This window comes from Paracandidimonas soli (assembly GCF_004342005.1).
Taxonomy (GTDB): domain Bacteria; phylum Pseudomonadota; class Gammaproteobacteria; order Burkholderiales; family Burkholderiaceae_B; genus Paracandidimonas; species Paracandidimonas soli.
On record NZ_SMBX01000004.1, the window covers coordinates 240,831 to 258,332 of the forward strand.

Below are 17,502 nucleotides of genomic sequence, written 5' to 3' on the forward strand. Positions count from 1 at the left end.
TTCCTGGCGCCAAGCCACTATAATTCCGGCATGAGCGACCACAACCCGACCTTGCTGGAACAGCGCATCACCGACCTGGAAGTCAAGCTTGCCTTCTCGGAGGATCTGCTTGATCAATTGAACCAGACAGTCTTCCGGCAGCAGCAGGCCATCGAGCGCCTGGCCCGCCTGGTGGCCGATCTGCGCGACCAGGCGGCTGCGCAAGGCGTTGCCCGTCCTGTGGGAGATCCGCGGGACGAACAGCCGCCGCATTACTGATAATTGCGCGGTTCATGCGACGAGGCCCTGCTGTGCAAAACAGCAGGGCCTCGTCTTTTCCAGGAGCGGGGGGTGTTCGTTCAGTTCACATACCAGATGGTCTTGGTCTGCTGGTACTGGTCGAATGCCTCCAGGCCGTTGTCCCTGCCGCCGAAGCCGGATTGCTTGTATCCGCCGAACGGCGTGGTGATGTCGCCTTCGGAAAATCCATTGACGGATACGGTTCCCGCGCGCAGGGCGCTGGAGACGCGCTGTGCGCGCTTCAGATTCTGCGTGTAGATGGATGCGGCCAAGCCGTAGACACTGTCGTTGGCCAGGCGGACGGCTTCCTGCTCGTCCTCGAACGTGGTGACGGCGAGCACGGGGCCGAAGACTTCGTTGCGGAACAGGCGCATGTCGGGCGTGACGCCGTCGAAAATGGTGGGCTCCACATACCAGCCGCTGCCCAGCTCGTCATGTATCTTGCCGCCATGCGCCAGGCGCGCGCCGGCCTCCAGAGTGTCGTCGATGAAACTCTTCACCTTGTCGAAATGCGCCTTTTCCACCATGGGACCGATGCTGGTGGCCGGATCGGTGGGCAGGCCGACTTTCCAGTCGGCCAGTCCGGCGCGCAACTGCTCCAGCAGCCGATCCTTGATGGAGGCATGGACGATGAGGCGCGAGCCGCAGCTGCAGTTCTCGCTCATGTTCCAGAAGGCGGCCGCCAGGATGTGCGGCGTGATGCCGTCCAGATCGGCGTCCTCGAAGACGACCTGCGGGCTCTTGCCGCCGCACTCGAGCACGATTTCCTTCAGGTTGCTTTCCGCCGAATAGCGCAGGAACAGGCGGCCCACTTCGGTGGATCCGGTGAACGATACGATGTCCACATCCATGTGCCGGCCCAGCGCTTCGCCGGCCTCTTCGCCCAGGCCCGTGACCAGGGTCAGCGCGCCTTCGGGAACACCCGCCTCATAGGCCAGCTGTGTCATGCGGTAGGCGCTGAGCGAAGTCAGCTCGGCCGGCTTGACGACGACGGCATTGCCGGCAGCCAGCGCGGGAGCGACTTTCCATGCGTACATCTGCGCGGGGAAGTTCCAGGGCAGCACGGCGCCGACCACGCCGATGGGTTCCTTGACGATCAGGCCGAGGGCGTCGCTTCCGGTGGGGGAGATTTTTCCGAACACTTTGTCGATCGCTTCCGCATACCAGCGGAACGTGTCGATGGTAGCGGGCATGTCGGTATTCAGGCATTCGGTGATGGGCTTGCCGGCGTCGATGCAGTCCAGCGCGGCCAGTTCCTCCGTGTGCGCTTCCAGCAGATCGGCCCAGCGCAGCAGGACGGCCTTGCGTTGCGCGGGCGACAGGCCGGACCATTCGCCCGACTCGAAGCTGGCGCGCGCGGCGCGAACCGCCTTGTCGACGTCTTCGGCGTTGCCCGCCTCGATCCAGCCGATAGGCGTGTCGTCGATCGGCGTGCGGTTTTCCAGGCGCCCGGCCTGGGACGGCCGATGCCCAGGGATGAGATGACCGGCGAAAAGCCTGGCTTCGCGGGCCTGTGCAAATACTTGATCGGTCGAAATAGGCATGATGTCTCTCTTCTGTAGGCCTGACGGCCGTTATTCCGGATGTGGGGCATCACCTGTCGCCGGCGGCGCGTCCTGTGTCAGGAGCTTGCCGCCTGGCCCTGTTTTTCCCGCAGATTCCTGAGCAGCTTGTCGCGCGTTGCGTCGATGTGATGGGTCAGCAGCCGGACGGCGGCTTCGATGTCCCCGGCGCGACAGAGCCGGCAGAGCTCCTGGTGTTCTTCGGAGGCCTGGCGGATGTCGTGGTCCAGGACCAGCTGGAGCCGGATGTAGCGGTCCACCTGGTTGTTGAGCTTCTGGATCATGCCGAGCCAAAGGTCTTTTCCCGCGGGCTGGTACAGGCTGAGGTGAAACTCCGTATTCAGAGCGCCCCATTGCTTGATGTCATTGTTTTCGTATGACTGCGTCAACTGTTCCGCAAGCGCCTCCGAGCGCGCCAGGCTGGCGCTGGTCATGTGCGGCATGGCATAGCGCAACAACTCGACCTCCAGCACGGTGCGCAGCCGGAAGACTTCGTCGATCTCATCGATGGAGCAGTCCGTGACCAGTGCGCTGCGCGAAACCTGCATGATGATCAGGCCTTCGGCCTCCAGATTGCGAAGCGCTTCGCGTATCGGCATGCGCGAGACGCCGAACGTCTCGGCAAGGACTTCCTGGCGCAGCAGACTGCCTTTTGGGTAGTCTCCATTCAGGATCCGTTCGCGGATGGCATCCGTGACAGCGGCGGCGATATTCTGGCGCCGGATGATGGAAGTCGGTTGTTTTTGCATTGCGTGAATCGCGGGGAAGAATGAAGTATTCGAACCCTGCAGTATAACAATTAGCAGTCCTATCAATAACTTACTTGCGATGGCTCAGGATGGGGGCGATGGCGCTCTTGAGTTCCGCCATCTGGTCGCCATCCAGCGGCATGACGGGCTTGCGGCAGTCGCCGACATTGCCGGTCAGAATGTTGGTTGCCGCCTTGACCGCCGGGTTGTAAGGGCTGCGCCAGAAAAAGAGATTGGCGGGCAGAATGCGGTTCCACACGGCCAGTGCCTGCGCCAGCTTGCCTTCCTGGACGAGGTTGTACATCTCCACAGCCTCTGGGGCGATGGCGTTGACCGCGCCCCAGAAGCAGCCGTTGCAGCCCGCCAGCAGGGCATGGAATGCGAAGGGATCCGAGCCGTTGAAAACGGTGGCGCCGCTGGCCAGCAGTTCCTGGACGCGGTTGAAATCGCCGCTGGTGTCCTTGATGTACTTGATGTTGTCGATGGCGGACAGGCGCTTGAAGAATTCGGGGGTTATATCGAAGCCCGAGTGCATGGGTACGTTGTAGACCATCATGGGCGTACTGACTTTTTCGGCGATGCGCTCGTAGTGGTAATACACGCCGTCCGGAACCGGACCTTCGAAGTAGGGCGGAAGAACCAGCAGCGCATCGGCGCCGATGCCTTCGGCATGCAGGGAAGCTTCGATGCTGTCCTCCGTGCGGATGGCGGACGTCTGGACGATCAGCTTTGCCCTGCCGTCGATGTGGGAAGCGGCCGTTTCGGCGATCCTGCGCTTTTCTTCGGTGGTCAGGAAAGCGAACTCGCCCGTGCCGCCGTTGACGGCGATGATGTGGACGCCGGCCCCGATCAGGCTGTCCAGGTGGGAACGGAATGCATCGTAGTCGACTGCGCCGTCGTCGCGCATGGGGGTGCATGATGCGGCGCAAATGCCTTTCAGAGTACTCATACAGCTATCCTTTTGAAGGTAATGGAATGATGGGTTGCCTCGGACTGCAAGCCGAGGCTCGCGCTTGAGCGCGTGATCAGTTGGCTGCGGCCCTTGCGGCTTCCAGATTCTTCTGGCCGTCGGGGATGTCTTTCAGCAGGGGGGCGTAGATCTTTTCGGTGGCGGCGCGGAATCCGGCCAGCTCGGGTTCCACGATTTCCACGCTGGCGGCCTGCATGGCTTCTATGCCTTCCTGGTAGTTTTTCTCATAGACTGCGATGGCATGCTTGACTGCAATGTCGGTTGCTTCGCGCAGGATGTCCTGGTGCTCCTTGGACAGCGAGTCGAAGCGGGATTTCGACATGATGATCACCGCGGGCATGTAGTGGATCTTGATCTTGTTGTAGAACTTGGTGACTTCGATGAATTTGTCCTGGATGATCTGGTCGGGAGACGCCTCGCCCGCATCGACGACGCCGGTCTGCAGCGCCATGAAGACCTCGGAATAGGCCATGGGCGTGGGTTGGGCGCCCAGCGATTCATAGGCGCGCACATAGCCGGGGGACTGGATGACGCGGACCTTCGTTCCTTTCATATCATCGACAGTGCTGACTTTCTTGGTGCCGTACAGGTTGCGCTCCAGAGTGGAAATCCATCCGAGGCCGACCAGGCCATAACGGTCCATATAGCCGAGCATGTGCTTGCCGAACGGGCTTTGCAGCGCCTGGTTGGCGTGCTGCAGGTCTTTGAACAGGTAGGGCAGCGAGAACAGGCCGTACTCTTTGATGGTGTTCTCCAGCGGCGGTTCGCCGGTGACGACCAGCGGCAGCGTGCCTGTGCGAGCGGACTGGATCATGCGGACTTCGCCGCCCAGTTGGCCCGAAGGGAAAATATTGATGGTCAGTGTGCCGTTCGATTTCTCCGCCGCGACTTCGGCCAGCTTGACGGCGGCGGCATGATAGTGGCTGTCCGTGGTGAGCACGTGGCCGAGATCCAGCGTGACTTTCTGCTGGGCGTGGGTGTGCAGCGAGGCAAAGGCCAGGGCGGATGCGAGTAGCAGGCGTTTCATGATGTCTCCTCGTTTATCGGGTTTTGCGGTCTATAGAAGCGCCAGGGAAATGGCGGGAACGTAGCTGACGATCATGAGGTTCATGATCAGGACAGCCAGGAAAATCAGCAGCGGACGGATCAGCTGTTCGAGCGACAGGCCGGAAATCTGGCAGGCGATGAAGAGATTCACGCCGACCGGAGGCGTCACCATGCCGATGGCGACGTTGAAAATGATCACCATGCCGAAATGGATGGGATCGATACCGTAGCTGGCGGCAATCGGCGCCAGCATCGGTCCCAGGATGACGATGCAGGCCAGCGCCTCCATGAACATGCCGATGACCAGAAGCAGCACGTTCGCCAGCAGCAGGAACATGAAGGCATTGGACGCGACGCTGCCGATCAGCGCGGACAGGTGCTGCGAGACGTTGTTGATCGCCAGCAGATAGGCGAACAGCGAGGCGAAACCTACGATCAGCATGATGGTGCCGGTCAGGATGGCGGTTTCGGCGAAGATGCGCCTAAGGTCGTGGATCCGGATTTCCTTGTAGACGAACATGCCGACGAGCAGGCCGTATACCACGGCGACCACGGAGGCCTCGGTGGCAGTGAAAATGCCGGAGTAAATGCCGCCCAGGATGATGACGGGCATCATCAGGGCAAAGCCGGAATGCAGGAGCGCTCGCCATACATTGACAATCCAGGCTTTTGGGGTGATGGGCGTGATGTCATCGAAGTTCTTGAGCTTGGCGACGATGGCGATGGTGACGATCAGCGAGACGCCCAGCATCAGGCCGGGGAATATGCCGGCAAGGAACATGCTGCCGACCGAAACGTTGGCGACCAGCGCATAGATGATCATCGGCAGAGAGGGCGGGATGATGGCGCCAAGTTCGCCGGCCACGGCGATGCCGGCCGCCGCGAAATTCCTCGGGTAGCCCTTCTTTTCCATGGCCGGGATCATGATGCCGCCCACGGCGGCCGTCGTTGCGGAGGAAGAGCCGGACATCGTGGAGAAGAACATGGATGTCAGGACCGAGGCCGATCCCAGGCCGCCGCGTATCCATCCGACGATGGCGTTGGCCAGGTCCATCAGGCGGCGGGAGATGCCGCCGTTCTGCATCAGGCTGCCCGCCAGTACGTAGAACGGAATGGCCATCAGGGGAAAGGCATCGAGCGCTTCGAACAGGTTCTGCGGAACGCTCAGCAGGCTGATGTCCTTCTGGACCAGCACCAGTCCGGCAGCGATGCCCAGTGCGGCGAATATGGGTATGCCGATGGCGAAGCAGAGGATCAGGCTTCCGAACAGTAGCAGCATGAGTTGTCTCCGGTAGGGATATTGGTCTTATTGGTGCGATTCCGCTTGTCGGGCGGGCTGGAGGGCGATGCGGATCAGGACGGACAGAAGATTCAGGAGCATGAGGGCGGTGCCGACGGGCATGGCCAGGTACAGCCAGCGCTTCGAAATGGTGAGGACGGGAGATGTCTCCACTGCGCCGAATTCCGACCAGACCCAGCCATACCAGGTCAGGACGGCCAGGAATGCGATGGTGCAGGACAGGGCCAGCAAACGCGTGTATCGGGCGGCATGGGCCGGGAGCGCATCGATCAGGGCGTTGACGGCGATCAGAAGGCCCTTGCTGGCGGCCACGGAGCCGCCCAGGAATATGCTCCAGATCATCAAGTAGCGCGCCGCCTCTTCCGTCCAGGGGGCCGAGACAATGATGCCCAGGGGAGGCAGCGCGAACCGGACGGCGACTTGCCAGAACACGATCGCGACCATGGCGGCCAGCATCAGGAAAAGCAGGGTATAGGTCAGTGAGTTGATGCGATCCAGACCGCGGGCGAGCAAGGAGGCCATGGCTTGTCTTTTAAAATTGGATCCAGGATCCAGGATTATGGATACGAGCAATATTAAGGATGTCGGATAGACGCGTCAATAAAGCTAGGGAAAACACCAACTGCCGGCGCAGGAATGGCGGCAGCCAGCGTAGAGGCAAGGCGGGGGAGGAATGGAAGCGCGGGGAAAGAGAGCGCATCCAGGCCGGGCCGGATGCGCAAGGCTTGCTATTTGTGGAACGCGCAGTGGGGTAGCGCTGGCGTGGCGCCGGGGCGGGCGGACATGAAGGCCGGCGCCGCCTGCTCAGTGACAGCGGAAATCCGGCCCTGGAAAAAGCGCGGTGTCTGGCGCTTGTGCGGGCTTCTTACGTGCCGATGTCGTCCGGCACGTAGACCCAGCCTTCCATCAGCACGCGGGCGCTGCGGCTCATGCTGGCGCTGGCGATGGTCCATCCCTCTTCCTTCCTGACGGCGCGCGCGCCGACGCGCAGCGTACCCGACGGATGGCCGAAGCGGATATCGTCACGCTCGCCGCCTCCGGCCGCCAGGTTGACCAACGTTCCGGGAATGGCTGCGGCAGAGGCGATGGCCACGGCCGCGGTGCCCATCATGGCGTGATGCAGCTTGCCCATGGACAGGGCGCGCACCAGCAGGTCGATGTCGCCGGCGGCGACCGCCTTTCCGCTGGAGGCGGTGTAGCCGGAAGGAGGGGCGACGAATGCCACTTTCGGGGTGTGCTGGCGCGCAGCAGCCTCATCGATGTTTCCGATCAGGCCCATGCGCACGGCGCCCATGGCGCGGATCTGCTCGAACAAGGCAAGCGCGCGCGCATCTCCGTTGATGTCGTCCTGCCGTTCCGTCCCTAGGTATCCCAGTGCGGCCGCCTCGACGAAGACGGTGGGAATGCCCGCGTTGATGAGCGTGGCCTTCAGGCGGCCGATGCCGGGTACGTCCAGTTCGTCCACGACATTGCCGGTGGGGAACATGGCGCCGCCGCCGTCGCCGTCATCCGCCGCGGGATCCATGAATTCCAGCCGGATCTCGGCCGCGGGGAACGTGACGCCGTCCAGTTCGAAGTCCCCGGTTTCCTGCACGGCGCCATTGCACATGGGAACATGTGCGATGATGGTCTTGCCGATGTTGGCCTGCCAGATGCGGACGACGGCGGTGCCGTTTTCTGGAAGGCGCGACGCGTCCACCAGCCCGCTGCGGATGGCGAACGGCCCTACGGCGGCAGAGAGATTGCCGCAGTTGCCGCTCCAGTCCACGAACGGCCGGTCGATGGAGACCTGGCCGAACAGGTAATCGACGTCGTGGCCCTCGCGGGTGCTGGGACTGAGAATGACGGTCTTGCTGGTGCTGGAGGTCGCGCCCCCCATGCCGTCGATCTGCTTGCCGTAGGGATCCGGGCTGCCGATGACGCGCAGCAGCAGGGCATCGCGCGCGGGGCCTGGTTTGCGTGCTGCTTCAGGCAGATCCTGCAGGCGGAAGAAGACCCCTTTGCTGGTGCCGCCGCGCATATAGGTGGCGGGGATGAAGATCTGTGCGGGATGAGTCATGATGTTTGCCAATGCGGCTCTGTATGAGAATTATGTATTCGCCGAAGCTTCGAGGAAGTCCTGTGCGAAACGCTGCAGTACGCCGCCGGCTTCATAGATGGATACCTCTTCAGCCGTGTCCAGCCGGCATGTGACGGGAACCTCCACATGTTCGCCGTTGCGGCGGTGGATGACCAACGTCAGCGTGGCGCGCGGCGTGCGTTCGCCGATGACGTCATAGGTCTCGGTGCCGTCGATGGCCAGCGTCTTGCGGTTCGTGCCGGGCCTGAATTCCAGCGGCAGCACGCCCATGCCGATCAGGTTGGTGCGGTGGATGCGCTCGAAGCCTTCCGCCGCAATGGCTTCGACGCCGGCCAGGCGCACGCCTTTGGCGGCCCAGTCGCGCGACGAGCCCTGGCCGTAGTCGGCCCCGGCGATGATGATGAGCGGCTGGCCGCGTTGCATATAGGTTTCTATCGCTTCCCACATGCGCGTGACCTTGCCTTCGGGCTCGATGCGGGCCAGCGATCCCTGCTTGACCTTGCCGTCCTCCATCACCATTTCGTTCAGCAGCTTGGGGTTGGCGAAGGTGGCGCGCTGCGCGGTCAGGTGGTCGCCGCGGTGCGTGGCATAGGAGTTGAAGTCTTCCTCAGGCAGGCCCATCTTCGCCAGGTATTCTCCGGCGGCGCTGTCGGGCAGGATGGCGTTGGACGGCGACAGATGGTCAGTGGTGATGTTGTCGCCCAGCACGGCCAGCGGACGCATGCCGCGCAGCGTGCGTTCGCCCGCCAGGGCGCCCTCCCAGTACGGAGGACGGCGGATATAGGTGCTTTGAGGCCGCCAGGCATACAGCGGGCTGTCGGACGAGACCCGTCCCTGGCGCGTGGCGAACATGGGCTCGTAGACTTTGCGGAACTGCTCGGGCTTGACGCAGCGCTGGATGATGGCGTCGATTTCCTCGTCGGCGGGCCAGATGTCCTTGAGCGTTACGGGCCTGCCCTGGGCGTCGTATCCCAGCGGATCCTTTTCGATGTCGAAGCGTATGGTGCCGGCGATGGCATAGGCCACGACCAGCGGCGGTGAAGCCAGGAATGCCTGCTTGGCATAGGGGTGGATGCGCCCGTCGAAGTTCCGGTTGCCCGACAGGACTGCGGTCGCGTACAGGTCGCGCTCGACGATTTCCCGCTGGATGGCGGGATCGAGCGCACCGCTCATGCCGTTGCAGGTCGTACAGGCGAAGCCCACGATGCCGAAGCCCAGGGCTTCCAGCTCGGGCAGCAGCCCCGCCTCTTCGAGGTACAGCTGCACGGCCCTGGAGCCGGGGGCCAGCGAGGTCTTGACCCAGGGCTTGCGCGCCAGGCCGAGCGCATTGGCGTTGCGTGCCAGCAGGCCGGCGGCGATGACGTTGCGCGGGTTGCTGGTGTTGGTGCAGCTCGTGATGGCGGCGATGATGACGGCGCCGTCGGGCATCAGGCCGGGAATGCTTTCCACTGTGCCGGCGATATTGCGCGCCTGCAGCTCCGAGGTGGGAACGCGGCGGTGCGGATTGGAAGGACCGGCGATGTTGCGCACTACGGAAGACAGGTCGAATTGCAGCGCGCGTTCGTAGCGCGCCGTCTTCAGGTCGTCGGCCCACAGGCCCGCCTGCCTGGCGTAGGTTTCCACCAGTTGGACCTGCGCTTCGTCGCGCCCTGTGAGCCGCAGGTAATCGATAGTCTGCCGGTCGATGTGGAACATGGCGGCTGTGGCGCCGTATTCCGGAGTCATGTTGGAAATAGTGGCGCGGTCGCCCAGCGTCAGGTGGGGGACGCCGTCGCCGAAGAATTCCAGCCAGGCGGACACCACTTTTTGCTGGCGCAGGAATTCGGTCAGCGCCAGCACCAGGTCGGTGGCGGTGATGCCCGGCCGCAGCTTGCCGGTGAGCTCCACGCCGACGATGTCCGGCAGGCGCATCCACGAAGCGCGGCCCAGCATGACGCTTTCTGCCTCCAGGCCGCCGACGCCGATGGCGATGACGCCCAGCGCATCCACATGCGGCGTGTGGCTGTCCGTGCCGACCAGCGTATCGGGAAAGGCCACGCCGCCGATTGCATGGATGACGGGGGACATGCGTTCCAGGTTGATCTGGTGCATGATGCCGTTGCCGGGGCCGATGACGTCGACATTCTTGAAGGCGGCCTTGGTCCAGTCGATGAAGTGGAAGCGGTCATCGTTGCGCCTGTCTTCGATAGCGCGGTTTTTCTCGAAGGCGCCGGGTTCGAAGCCGGCGTGCTCGACGGCTAGGGAGTGGTCCACGATCAGTTGCGTGGGAACGACGGGATTGACCTGCGAGGGGTCGCCGCCTTTCCCGGCAATGGCGTCGCGCAGTCCGGCCAGGTCGACCAGCGCGGTCTGGCCGAGGATGTCGTGACAGACCACGCGGGCGGGGTACCAGGGAAAGTCCAGGTCCTGGCGGCGCTCGATCAGCTGTTTCAGCGCATCCGTCAATAGCCCGGGATCGCAGCGGCGCACCAGGTTTTCGGCCAGCACGCGCGAGATGTAGGGCAGGGTGTCGTATGCGCCTGGCGCGATGTCATCGACGGCGGCGCGCGCATCGAAATAGTCCAGTTCGGTGCCGGGCAGGCGGGTGCGGTAGGCGGTATTCATGGCAATCGCTTCAAGGGAAAAAGGCGCGGCCATGATGCGCCCGCGCCTTTTTGGTTAACGCTGCTCCAGCGGAACGAACGGCCTGTCTTCCGGGCCGGTGTAGTTGGCGGTCGGACGGATGATCTTGTTGTCGATGCGCTGCTCGATGATGTGCGCGGCCCATCCGGCCGTGCGCGCGATGACGAACAGCGGGGTGAACATGGCGGTGGGCACGCCCATCATGTGGTAGGAGACCGCCGAGAACCAGTCCAGGTTCGGGAACATGTTCTTGGCGTCCTTCATGACGGTTTCCAGCCGCTCGGCGATGTCGTACATGCGGGTATTGCCGGCGTCGACGGAGAGCTGCCGCGCGACTTCCTTGATGACCTGGTTGCGCGGATCGGAAATGGTGTAGACAGGGTGTCCGAAGCCGATAACGACTTCCTTGTTCCCGACGCGGCGGCGGATGTCGGCCTCGGCCTCGTCCGGCGTTTCGTAGCGGTTCTGGACTTCGAAGGCGAACTCGTTGGCGCCGCCGTGCTTGGGACCGCGCAGCGCGCCAATGGCGCCGGTGATGGCGGAATAGATGTCGGAACCCGTGCCGGCGATGACGCGGCCGGTGAACGTGGAAGCATTGAATTCGTGCTCGGCATACAGGTTCAGCGAGATGTGCATGGCGCGCACCCATTCGTCGCTGGGCTTCCTGCCATGCAGCAGATGCAGGAAGTGCCCGCCGATGCTGTCGTCGTCGGTCTGAACATCGATCATGCGGCCGTTGTGGCTGTAGTGATACCAGTACAGCAGCGCGGAGCCCAGGCTCGCCATCAGCCGGTCGGCGATGTCGCGTGCGCCGGGCAGGTTATGGTCGTCCTTCTCGGGCAGCACGCAGCCCAGGACTGAAACCGCCGTGCGCATGACGTCCATGGGATGGCTGGAGGCTGGCAGGGATTCCAGCACAGCCTGCAGTTGCAGCGGCAGGCCGCGCAATGCATGCAGCTTTTGCCGGTAGGCGGTCAGCTCGGCCTGGTTGGGCAGCTTGCCATGCACCAGCAGGTGCGCCACTTCTTCGAATTCGCAGGCGTCGGCCAGATCCAGGATATCGTAGCCGCGGTAGTGCAGGTCGTTGCCGCTGCGGCCGACCGAGCACAGCGCGGTATTGCCTGCCACCACGCCGGAGAGTGCGACGGATTTCTTGGGCTTGAAGCCCTGTGCGGTTTCCTGGGCTGCTTGGTCTGTCATGTCTGCGCTCTCCTTTGACGTTGTTTCAGGTGTGGGTGGCGGTACTGCCTGCTATTTTGCTTTTCCCTGTTCGAACAATGCGTTCAGATGCTGTTCATAGGCGTGATAGCCGATGCGGTCGTACAGCTCTTCGCGAGTCTGCATGAGATCGATCACGTTGCGCTGGTGGCCGTCGCGACGGATGGCCTGGTAGACGGTTTCCGCCGCCTTGTTCATGGCGCGGAAGGCCGACAGGGGATAGAGCACCATGCCCACGCCTGCGCCGGCCAGCTCTTCGACGGAAAACAGCGGCGTCGCGCCGAATTCGGTGATGTTGGCCAGAACGGGCACCGGCAGCTCGCGGGTAAAGCGCGCGTAGGTGTCCAGGTCGTAGGAAGCCTCGGCGAAGATCGCATCAGCGCCGGCCTCGACGCAGAGGCGGGCGCGCTCGAGCGCGGCATCGACGCCTTCGACGGCGATGGCGTCCGTGCGCGCGATGATGAAGAAATCATCGTCCGTGCGGGCGTCGACCGCGGCCTTGACGCGGTCGGCCATTTCGGTGGCGGAGACGATCTCCTTGCCAGGCCTGTGGCCGCAGCGCTTGGCGCCCACCTGGTCTTCGATGTGGCAGGCGGCGGCGCCGAACTTGATCAGGCTCTTGACGGTGCGGCCGATATTGAAGGCGGAGGGGCCGAACCCGGTATCGATATCGACCACCAGGGGAACGTCGCATACATCGGTGATGCGGCGGATGTCCGTCAGGACATCGTCCAGCGTGTTGATGCCGAGGTCGGGCAGGCCCAGGGAACCGGCCGCGACGCCGCCGCCGGACAGATAGATGGCCCTGTAGCCGGCGCGCTTGGCGAGCAGTGCATGATTGGCGTTGATTGCGCCAATGATCTGCAGGGGCTGCTCTTCGCGCAGCGCCTGGCGGAAAGCCTGTCCGGCGGAAGCAGGTCGCGTCATGTGTTCTTTCTCCGTTGCTTGTTTACTGCATTACTTCAGCAGGTCTTTCACGCCGTCGCGCTCTTCGAGCAGCTCGTTCAGCGTGAAGTCCATGCGCTCGCGCGAGAAGGCGTCGATTTCGAGGCCCTCGATGCGGGTGTATTCGCCATTGGCGGTGGTGACGGGCACGCCGTAGATGATGCCTTCAGGGATGCCGTAGGAGCCGTCGGAGGGAACGCCCATCGTGACCCATTTGCCGTTCGAACCCAGGACCCAGTCGCGCACGTGATCGATGGCCGCGTTGGCAGCGGAAGCCGCCGAGGACAGGCCGCGCGCGTCGATGATCGCGGCGCCGCGCTTGCCCACCGTGGGGATGAACGTGTCGCGGTTCCAGGCGTCGTCGTTGATCTTGGCCGCGAGGCTCTCGCCATTGACCGTGGCGAAGCGGATGTCGGGGTACATGGTGGGGGAGTGGTTGCCCCAGACGATCAGCTTCTCGATGTCGCCGACGGCCACGCCGGCCTTGGCGGCCAGTTGCGACAGGGCGCGATTGTGATCCAGGCGCAGCATGGCGGTGAAGTTCTTGGCGGGCAGGTCGGGAGCCGACTTCATGGCGATGTAGGCGTTGGTGTTGGCGGGGTTGCCCACGACCAGGACCTTGACGTTGCGGCTGGCCACGTCGTTCAGCGCCTTGCCCTGTTCGGTGAAGATCTTGGCGTTGACCTGCAGGAGATCCTTGCGCTCCATGCCGGGGCCGCGGGGGCGGGCGCCGACGAGCAAGGCGACGTCCGCGTCCTTGAAGGCTTCGCGCGGGTCGCTGTGAGCGGTCACGCCTGCCAGCAGCGGGAAGGCGCAATCATCCAGTTCCATGATGACGCCCTGCAGGGCTTTCTGCGCTTTTTCGTCGGGGATCTCCAGCAGTTGCAGGATGACGGGCTGGTCTTTTCCGAGCATTTCGCCGGAAGCGATGCGGAACAGCAAGGCATAACCAATCTGGCCGGCAGCACCGGTAACGGCGACGCGCAGGGCTGGTTTGGACATGAGGTATCTCCGATAAATGGATTGGATTGGGACGGAAGCGTCCCGGAAAGTTTAAACCTTTGCGGCAGACATGAGCCAGAGAAGTTAGAGTAAAAGCTGCCGTACGTCAACTGTCTTATATTTTATATAAGACACAAGATATTAGACAGAAGATCCGAAGCATGCGAGAATTGGAGATACCCCACAGATACCGATCTCCGGATACCCGGCAGGGCATTGCCGCGGGCGGCACGACGCCGCGCGCAGGCATGCGAGCGCCGAAAATTCTTATGTCAGAATCATCTTTGCTTGACCGGCAGGAGTTGCCCCGCGCCCAGGGAGGCGCGGCGTTCAGCCCGCTGTATCAGCAGATCAAGGCCCTGCTGCTCCAAAGCCTGGATCGCGGCGAATGGAAGCCGGGCGAAGCCATTCCCAGCGAACACGAGCTGGCCGCCCGCTACCAGGTCAGCCAGGGCACGGTGCGCAAGGCGATCGACGAGCTTGCCGCCGACAATCTGCTGCTGCGCCGCCAGGGCAAGGGGACATTCGTCGCCACGCACCAGGAAGCCAAGGTGCGCTTCCGTTTCCTACGCCTGATGCCCGACGATGGCAAGCAGCGCCTTTCCGGCAGCCGCATCCTCGATTGCCGCCGCGGCAAGGCTTCGGCCGAAATCGCCGCACTGCTCGATCTCAAGGCGGGAGAAGGCGTGGTCATGCTGCGCCGCCTGCTGTCCTTCGATGGCTCCCCCACCATTCTCGACGACATCTGGCTGCCGGGCGCGCTTTTCCAGGGGTTGACGGTCGAGCTGCTGGGCAGGAACCGCGGCCCCCTCTATGGCTTGTTCGAAGCCGAGTTCGGCATCAGCATGGTGCGCGCAGAAGAAAAAATCCGCGCCGTGCGCGCGGGCCAGGAAGAGGCGGCCTTGCTGAACGTCTCCATCTCCGACCCCCTGCTGGAAGTCGAGCGGGTGTCCTACACTTACGGAGACCGGCCGGTCGAGGTGCGCAGGGGGCTGTGCCTGACGGAGCACTTCCATTACCGGAATAGCTTGAATTGAAAGAGGTTTTTTGCCCGATTTGATGCTGGACCCGTAAATGGGCGAAAATACCGGGTGTTTTTTGCATATTAATTTTGTTACAAACCGAGGCCATCATGTCCGATCCCGCCATCAAGCAGCGACCGCAGTTTCGCAATATCAGCGTGCCGCAACTGATGAACTATCGCTTGCCGCTGTCAGCGAAGTCGTCGATTCTGCATCGCGTCAGCGGCGCGCTGCTGTTCCTGAGTCTTCCCTTGGTCCTGCTGCCCCTGTTCGAGCTCAGCGTGACTTCGCCGGAAACCTTTGCGTCCATTCAGGCGTGGGCCTCGCATCCTGTCTGTAAGCTCGTCCTGCTCGCGCTGATCTGGGGCTATCTGCATCACTTCTGTGCCGGCATCCGTTACCTGACCATCGATCTGCACATCGGGGTCGACAAGGAATCCGCCCGCAAGAGCGCGGGCATCGTTTTCGGGGTCAGCCTGGCGCTGACGGTGATCTTTGGTCTGAAACTGTTCGGGGTCTGGTAATGGCAAATCAACAAGAACGTCTGGGTACGAAGCGCCTGGTGGTCGGCGCGCATTACGGTACCCTCGATTTCATCGCGCAGCGCGTCACGGCGGTCATCATGGCCGTCTATACGGTGGTGCTGCTGCTCGGCTTCCTGTTCAGCTCCGAACTGAACTACGAGAGCTGGAAGGCGCTGTTCACTTTCCGCCTGGGAGCGCTTCCCTTGGGGCAATTGCTGGCCACGCTGGCATTCTTCTCGTTGGCCTGGCATGCCTGGATCGGCGTGCGCGACATCTGGATGGACTATGTCCGCAAGGCCGGCCTGCGCCTGTTCCTGCAAGTGCTCACCCTGTTGTGGCTGACGGCGTCCGTCGTCTACTTCGCAAAAATTCTCTGGAGTCTCTAAGCCGTGGTCGCTGCTACTAAATCTCTGCCCCGCCGCCAGTTCGATGTGGTGGTAGTGGGCGCCGGCGGAGCCGGCATGCGTTGTTCCCTGCAACTGGCGCAGGCCGGCCTGTCGGTCGCCGTGCTGTCCAAGGTATTCCCCACGCGCTCCCATACGGTGGCCGCGCAGGGCGGCGTCAGCGCGTCGCTGGGCAACATGAGCGAAGACAACTGGTACTGGCACATGTACGATACCGTCAAGGGTTCGGACTGGCTGGGCGACCAGGACGCCATCGAATTCATGTGCCGCGAAGCGCCTCACGCCGTCTATGAACTCGAGCACTTCGGCATGCCGTTCGACCGCAACGCCGACGGAACCATCTACCAGCGCCCGTTCGGCGGCCATACCGCCAACTTCGGCGAGAAGCCCGTCCAGCGCGCCTGTGCCGCGGCCGACCGTACCGGCCATGCCATGCTGCACACGCTGTACCAGCGCAACGTCGCCGCCCGCACGCAGTTCTTCGTCGAGTGGATGGCTCTCGACCTGCTGCGCAACGAGCAGGGTGACGTCCTGGGCGTGACCGCCCTGGAAATGGAAACCGGCGACATCTACGTGCTGGAAGCCAAGCAGACCGTGCTGGCCACCGGCGGCGCCGGCCGTATCTGGGCGGCTTCGACCAACGCCTTCATCAATACCGGCGATGGCCTGGGCATGGCCGCGCGCGCGGGCATTCCGCTGCAGGACATGGAGTTCTGGCAGTTCCACCCCACAGGCGTTGCCGGAGCCGGCGTGCTCATCACCGAAGGCGTGCGCGGCGAGGGCGGCATCCTGCTGAACAAGGACGGCGAACGCTTCATGGAGCGTTACGCTCCCACGCTGAAGGATCTGGCGCCGCGCGACTTCGTCTCGCGCTCGATGGACCAGGAAATCAAGGAAGGCCGTGGCTGTGGCGACGGCAGCTACGTCGTGCTCAAGCTCGACCACCTGGGCGCCGAAACCATCCAGAAGCGCCTGCCCTCCATCCGCGAAATCGCCATCAAGTTCGCCAACGTCGATCCCATCAAGGATCCGATCCCTGTGGTGCCGACCATTCACTATCAGATGGGCGGCATCCCTACCAACATTTATGGCCAGGTGATCAGCACGATCGGCGGCGAGTCCAATATCGTCAACGGCCTGTACGCGATCGGCGAATGCGCTGCGACCTCCGTGCACGGCGCGAACCGCCTGGGCACGAACTCGCTGCTCGACCTCATTGTCTTCGGTCGTTCGGCGGGCAATTTCATCGTCAACCAGCACCCCGAGCGCCAGCACGCGCACCAGCCCATCCCGCAGTCCAGCATCGATTACTCGCTCGACCGCGTCAACAAGCTGGAAACGCGCACCTCGGGCGAAAAGACGCAGGACGTCGGCAATGCCATCCGCATGGCCATGCAGCACCATTGCGGCGTGTTCCGTACGATCGACCTGCTGAAGAAAGGGGTCGACGCCATCGAAGGCCTGGCGCCGCAAGTGGAGAACATCTACTTCAAGGACAAGTCCAAGGTCTTCAACACGGCGCGCGTCGAGGCGCTGGAGCTGACCAACATGATCGAAGTGGCGCGCGCCACGATCACGTCGGCGGCCAACCGCACGGAAAGCCGCGGGGCGCATGCGCTCAACGACCATCCGGAACGCGACGACGAAAACTGGCTGCGCCATACGCTGTGGTTCTCCGAGGGCAGTCGCCTGGAGTACAAGCCCGTACAGATGAAACCTCTGACGGTCGAAAGCTTCCCGCCCAAGGCGCGGACTTTCTAAGGCACAACCATCCGCGC

At 63.0% G+C, this 17,502-nt stretch carries 16 protein-coding genes; 5 read left to right on the top strand and 11 right to left on the bottom strand.

The features are described from left to right. The first annotated feature begins 30 nt into the window (after positions 1-30). Positions 31-258, top strand: coding sequence for a SlyX family protein (locus EV686_RS10390; RefSeq protein WP_132476686.1), 228 nt, complete (start codon positions 31-33; stop codon positions 256-258). Positions 259-338: 80 nt separating this feature from the next. Here the strand turns inward: EV686_RS10390 and EV686_RS10395 are convergent, their stop codons facing one another. The 11 genes from EV686_RS10395 to EV686_RS10445 all read right to left on the bottom strand — a co-directional run bounded on the left by EV686_RS10395 (position 339) and on the right by EV686_RS10445 (position 13,774). After that, complete coding sequence (locus EV686_RS10395) at positions 339-1,823, bottom strand: aldehyde dehydrogenase (protein ID WP_132476689.1); 1,485 nt, start codon at positions 1,821-1,823, stop codon at positions 339-341. Between the two features lie 77 nt (positions 1,824-1,900). After that, a complete protein-coding gene (locus EV686_RS10400) occupies positions 1,901-2,590 on the bottom strand; it encodes a GntR family transcriptional regulator (protein WP_132476692.1) in 690 nt (229 codons plus the stop codon). A 70-nt stretch (positions 2,591-2,660) separates the two neighbouring features. Beyond that, positions 2,661-3,539: a dihydrodipicolinate synthase family protein gene (locus EV686_RS10405; protein WP_132476695.1), complete on the bottom strand. Its 879-nt coding sequence runs from the start codon at positions 3,537-3,539 to the stop codon at positions 2,661-2,663. 76 nt (positions 3,540-3,615) lie between these two features. Continuing rightward, a complete protein-coding gene (locus tag EV686_RS10410; protein WP_132476698.1) occupies positions 3,616-4,587 on the bottom strand; it encodes a TRAP transporter substrate-binding protein in 972 nt (323 codons plus the stop codon). A 30-nt stretch (positions 4,588-4,617) separates the two neighbouring features. Continuing rightward, positions 4,618-5,886 carry a TRAP transporter large permease gene (locus tag EV686_RS10415; protein ID WP_132476701.1) on the bottom strand — a complete coding sequence of 423 codons (1,269 nt, stop codon included), beginning with the start codon at positions 5,884-5,886 and terminating at the stop codon, positions 4,618-4,620. A gap of 27 nt (positions 5,887-5,913) precedes the next feature. Further along, positions 5,914-6,429 carry a TRAP transporter small permease gene (locus tag EV686_RS10420; protein WP_132476704.1) on the bottom strand — a complete coding sequence of 172 codons (516 nt, stop codon included), beginning with the start codon at positions 6,427-6,429 and terminating at the stop codon, positions 5,914-5,916. A gap of 343 nt (positions 6,430-6,772) precedes the next feature. Further along, on the bottom strand, positions 6,773-7,966 hold the full coding sequence (prpF, locus tag EV686_RS10425) for a 2-methylaconitate cis-trans isomerase PrpF (protein WP_132476707.1): 1,194 nt from the start codon (positions 7,964-7,966) through the stop codon (positions 6,773-6,775). A gap of 30 nt (positions 7,967-7,996) precedes the next feature. Next, positions 7,997-10,591, bottom strand: a complete 2,595-nt coding sequence (gene acnD, locus EV686_RS10430) for a Fe/S-dependent 2-methylisocitrate dehydratase AcnD (protein ID WP_132476710.1) — start codon at positions 10,589-10,591, stop codon at positions 7,997-7,999. Positions 10,592-10,645: 54 nt separating this feature from the next. Then, a complete protein-coding gene (gene prpC / locus EV686_RS10435; RefSeq protein WP_132476713.1) occupies positions 10,646-11,809 on the bottom strand; it encodes a bifunctional 2-methylcitrate synthase/citrate synthase in 1,164 nt (387 codons plus the stop codon). A gap of 51 nt (positions 11,810-11,860) precedes the next feature. Continuing rightward, positions 11,861-12,754, bottom strand: coding sequence for a methylisocitrate lyase (gene prpB / locus EV686_RS10440; protein ID WP_132476716.1), 894 nt, complete (start codon positions 12,752-12,754; stop codon positions 11,861-11,863). 30 nt (positions 12,755-12,784) lie between these two features. Next, a complete protein-coding gene (locus EV686_RS10445) occupies positions 12,785-13,774 on the bottom strand; it encodes a malate dehydrogenase (RefSeq protein ID WP_132476719.1) in 990 nt (329 codons plus the stop codon). A gap of 269 nt (positions 13,775-14,043) precedes the next feature. On the opposite strand from EV686_RS10445, the gene EV686_RS10450 reads away from it, so the two are divergent. The 4 genes from EV686_RS10450 to sdhA all read left to right on the top strand — a co-directional run bounded on the left by EV686_RS10450 (position 14,044) and on the right by sdhA (position 17,485). Continuing rightward, a complete protein-coding gene (locus tag EV686_RS10450) occupies positions 14,044-14,811 on the top strand; it encodes a GntR family transcriptional regulator (RefSeq protein ID WP_132476722.1) in 768 nt (255 codons plus the stop codon). A 95-nt stretch (positions 14,812-14,906) separates the two neighbouring features. Further along, positions 14,907-15,320: a succinate dehydrogenase, cytochrome b556 subunit gene (gene sdhC, locus EV686_RS10455; RefSeq protein ID WP_132476725.1), complete on the top strand. Its 414-nt coding sequence runs from the start codon at positions 14,907-14,909 to the stop codon at positions 15,318-15,320. After that, positions 15,320-15,706 (top strand): succinate dehydrogenase, hydrophobic membrane anchor protein, encoded by a 387-nt coding sequence (gene sdhD / locus EV686_RS10460; protein ID WP_132476728.1) that lies wholly within the window; start codon positions 15,320-15,322, stop codon positions 15,704-15,706. Before sdhC ends, sdhD begins: the two co-directional genes overlap by 1 nt. A 3-nt stretch (positions 15,707-15,709) precedes the next feature. Beyond that, complete coding sequence (sdhA, locus tag EV686_RS10465) at positions 15,710-17,485, top strand: succinate dehydrogenase flavoprotein subunit (RefSeq protein WP_132476731.1); 1,776 nt, start codon at positions 15,710-15,712, stop codon at positions 17,483-17,485. Positions 17,486-17,502: the final 17 nt, after the last annotated feature.

What these genes read in the sequence shown, in the direction of transcription:
- sdhC (WP_132476725.1), top strand. Translation starts at nt 14,907, where the DNA reads ATGTCCGATCCCGCCATCAAGCAGCGACCGCAGTTTCGCAATATCAGC.
- EV686_RS10420 (WP_132476704.1), bottom strand. Translation starts at nt 6,429, where the DNA reads ATGGCCTCCTTGCTCGCCCGCGGTCTGGATCGCATCAACTCACTGACC.
- EV686_RS10445 (WP_132476719.1), bottom strand. Translation starts at nt 13,774, where the DNA reads ATGTCCAAACCAGCCCTGCGCGTCGCCGTTACCGGTGCTGCCGGCCAG.
- prpC (WP_132476713.1), bottom strand. Translation starts at nt 11,809, where the DNA reads ATGACAGACCAAGCAGCCCAGGAAACCGCACAGGGCTTCAAGCCCAAG.
- EV686_RS10405 (WP_132476695.1), bottom strand. Translation starts at nt 3,539, where the DNA reads ATGAGTACTCTGAAAGGCATTTGCGCCGCATCATGCACCCCCATGCGC.
- EV686_RS10400 (WP_132476692.1), bottom strand. Translation starts at nt 2,590, where the DNA reads ATGCAAAAACAACCGACTTCCATCATCCGGCGCCAGAATATCGCCGCC.
- EV686_RS10395 (WP_132476689.1), bottom strand. Translation starts at nt 1,823, where the DNA reads ATGCCTATTTCGACCGATCAAGTATTTGCACAGGCCCGCGAAGCCAGG.
- prpF (WP_132476707.1), bottom strand. Translation starts at nt 7,966, where the DNA reads ATGACTCATCCCGCACAGATCTTCATCCCCGCCACCTATATGCGCGGC.
- EV686_RS10390 (WP_132476686.1), top strand. Translation starts at nt 31, where the DNA reads ATGAGCGACCACAACCCGACCTTGCTGGAACAGCGCATCACCGACCTG.
- sdhD (WP_132476728.1), top strand. Translation starts at nt 15,320, where the DNA reads ATGGCAAATCAACAAGAACGTCTGGGTACGAAGCGCCTGGTGGTCGGC.
- EV686_RS10450 (WP_132476722.1), top strand. Translation starts at nt 14,044, where the DNA reads ATGTCAGAATCATCTTTGCTTGACCGGCAGGAGTTGCCCCGCGCCCAG.
- prpB (WP_132476716.1), bottom strand. Translation starts at nt 12,754, where the DNA reads ATGACGCGACCTGCTTCCGCCGGACAGGCTTTCCGCCAGGCGCTGCGC.
- EV686_RS10415 (WP_132476701.1), bottom strand. Translation starts at nt 5,886, where the DNA reads ATGCTGCTACTGTTCGGAAGCCTGATCCTCTGCTTCGCCATCGGCATA.
- EV686_RS10410 (WP_132476698.1), bottom strand. Translation starts at nt 4,587, where the DNA reads ATGAAACGCCTGCTACTCGCATCCGCCCTGGCCTTTGCCTCGCTGCAC.
- acnD (WP_132476710.1), bottom strand. Translation starts at nt 10,591, where the DNA reads ATGAATACCGCCTACCGCACCCGCCTGCCCGGCACCGAACTGGACTAT.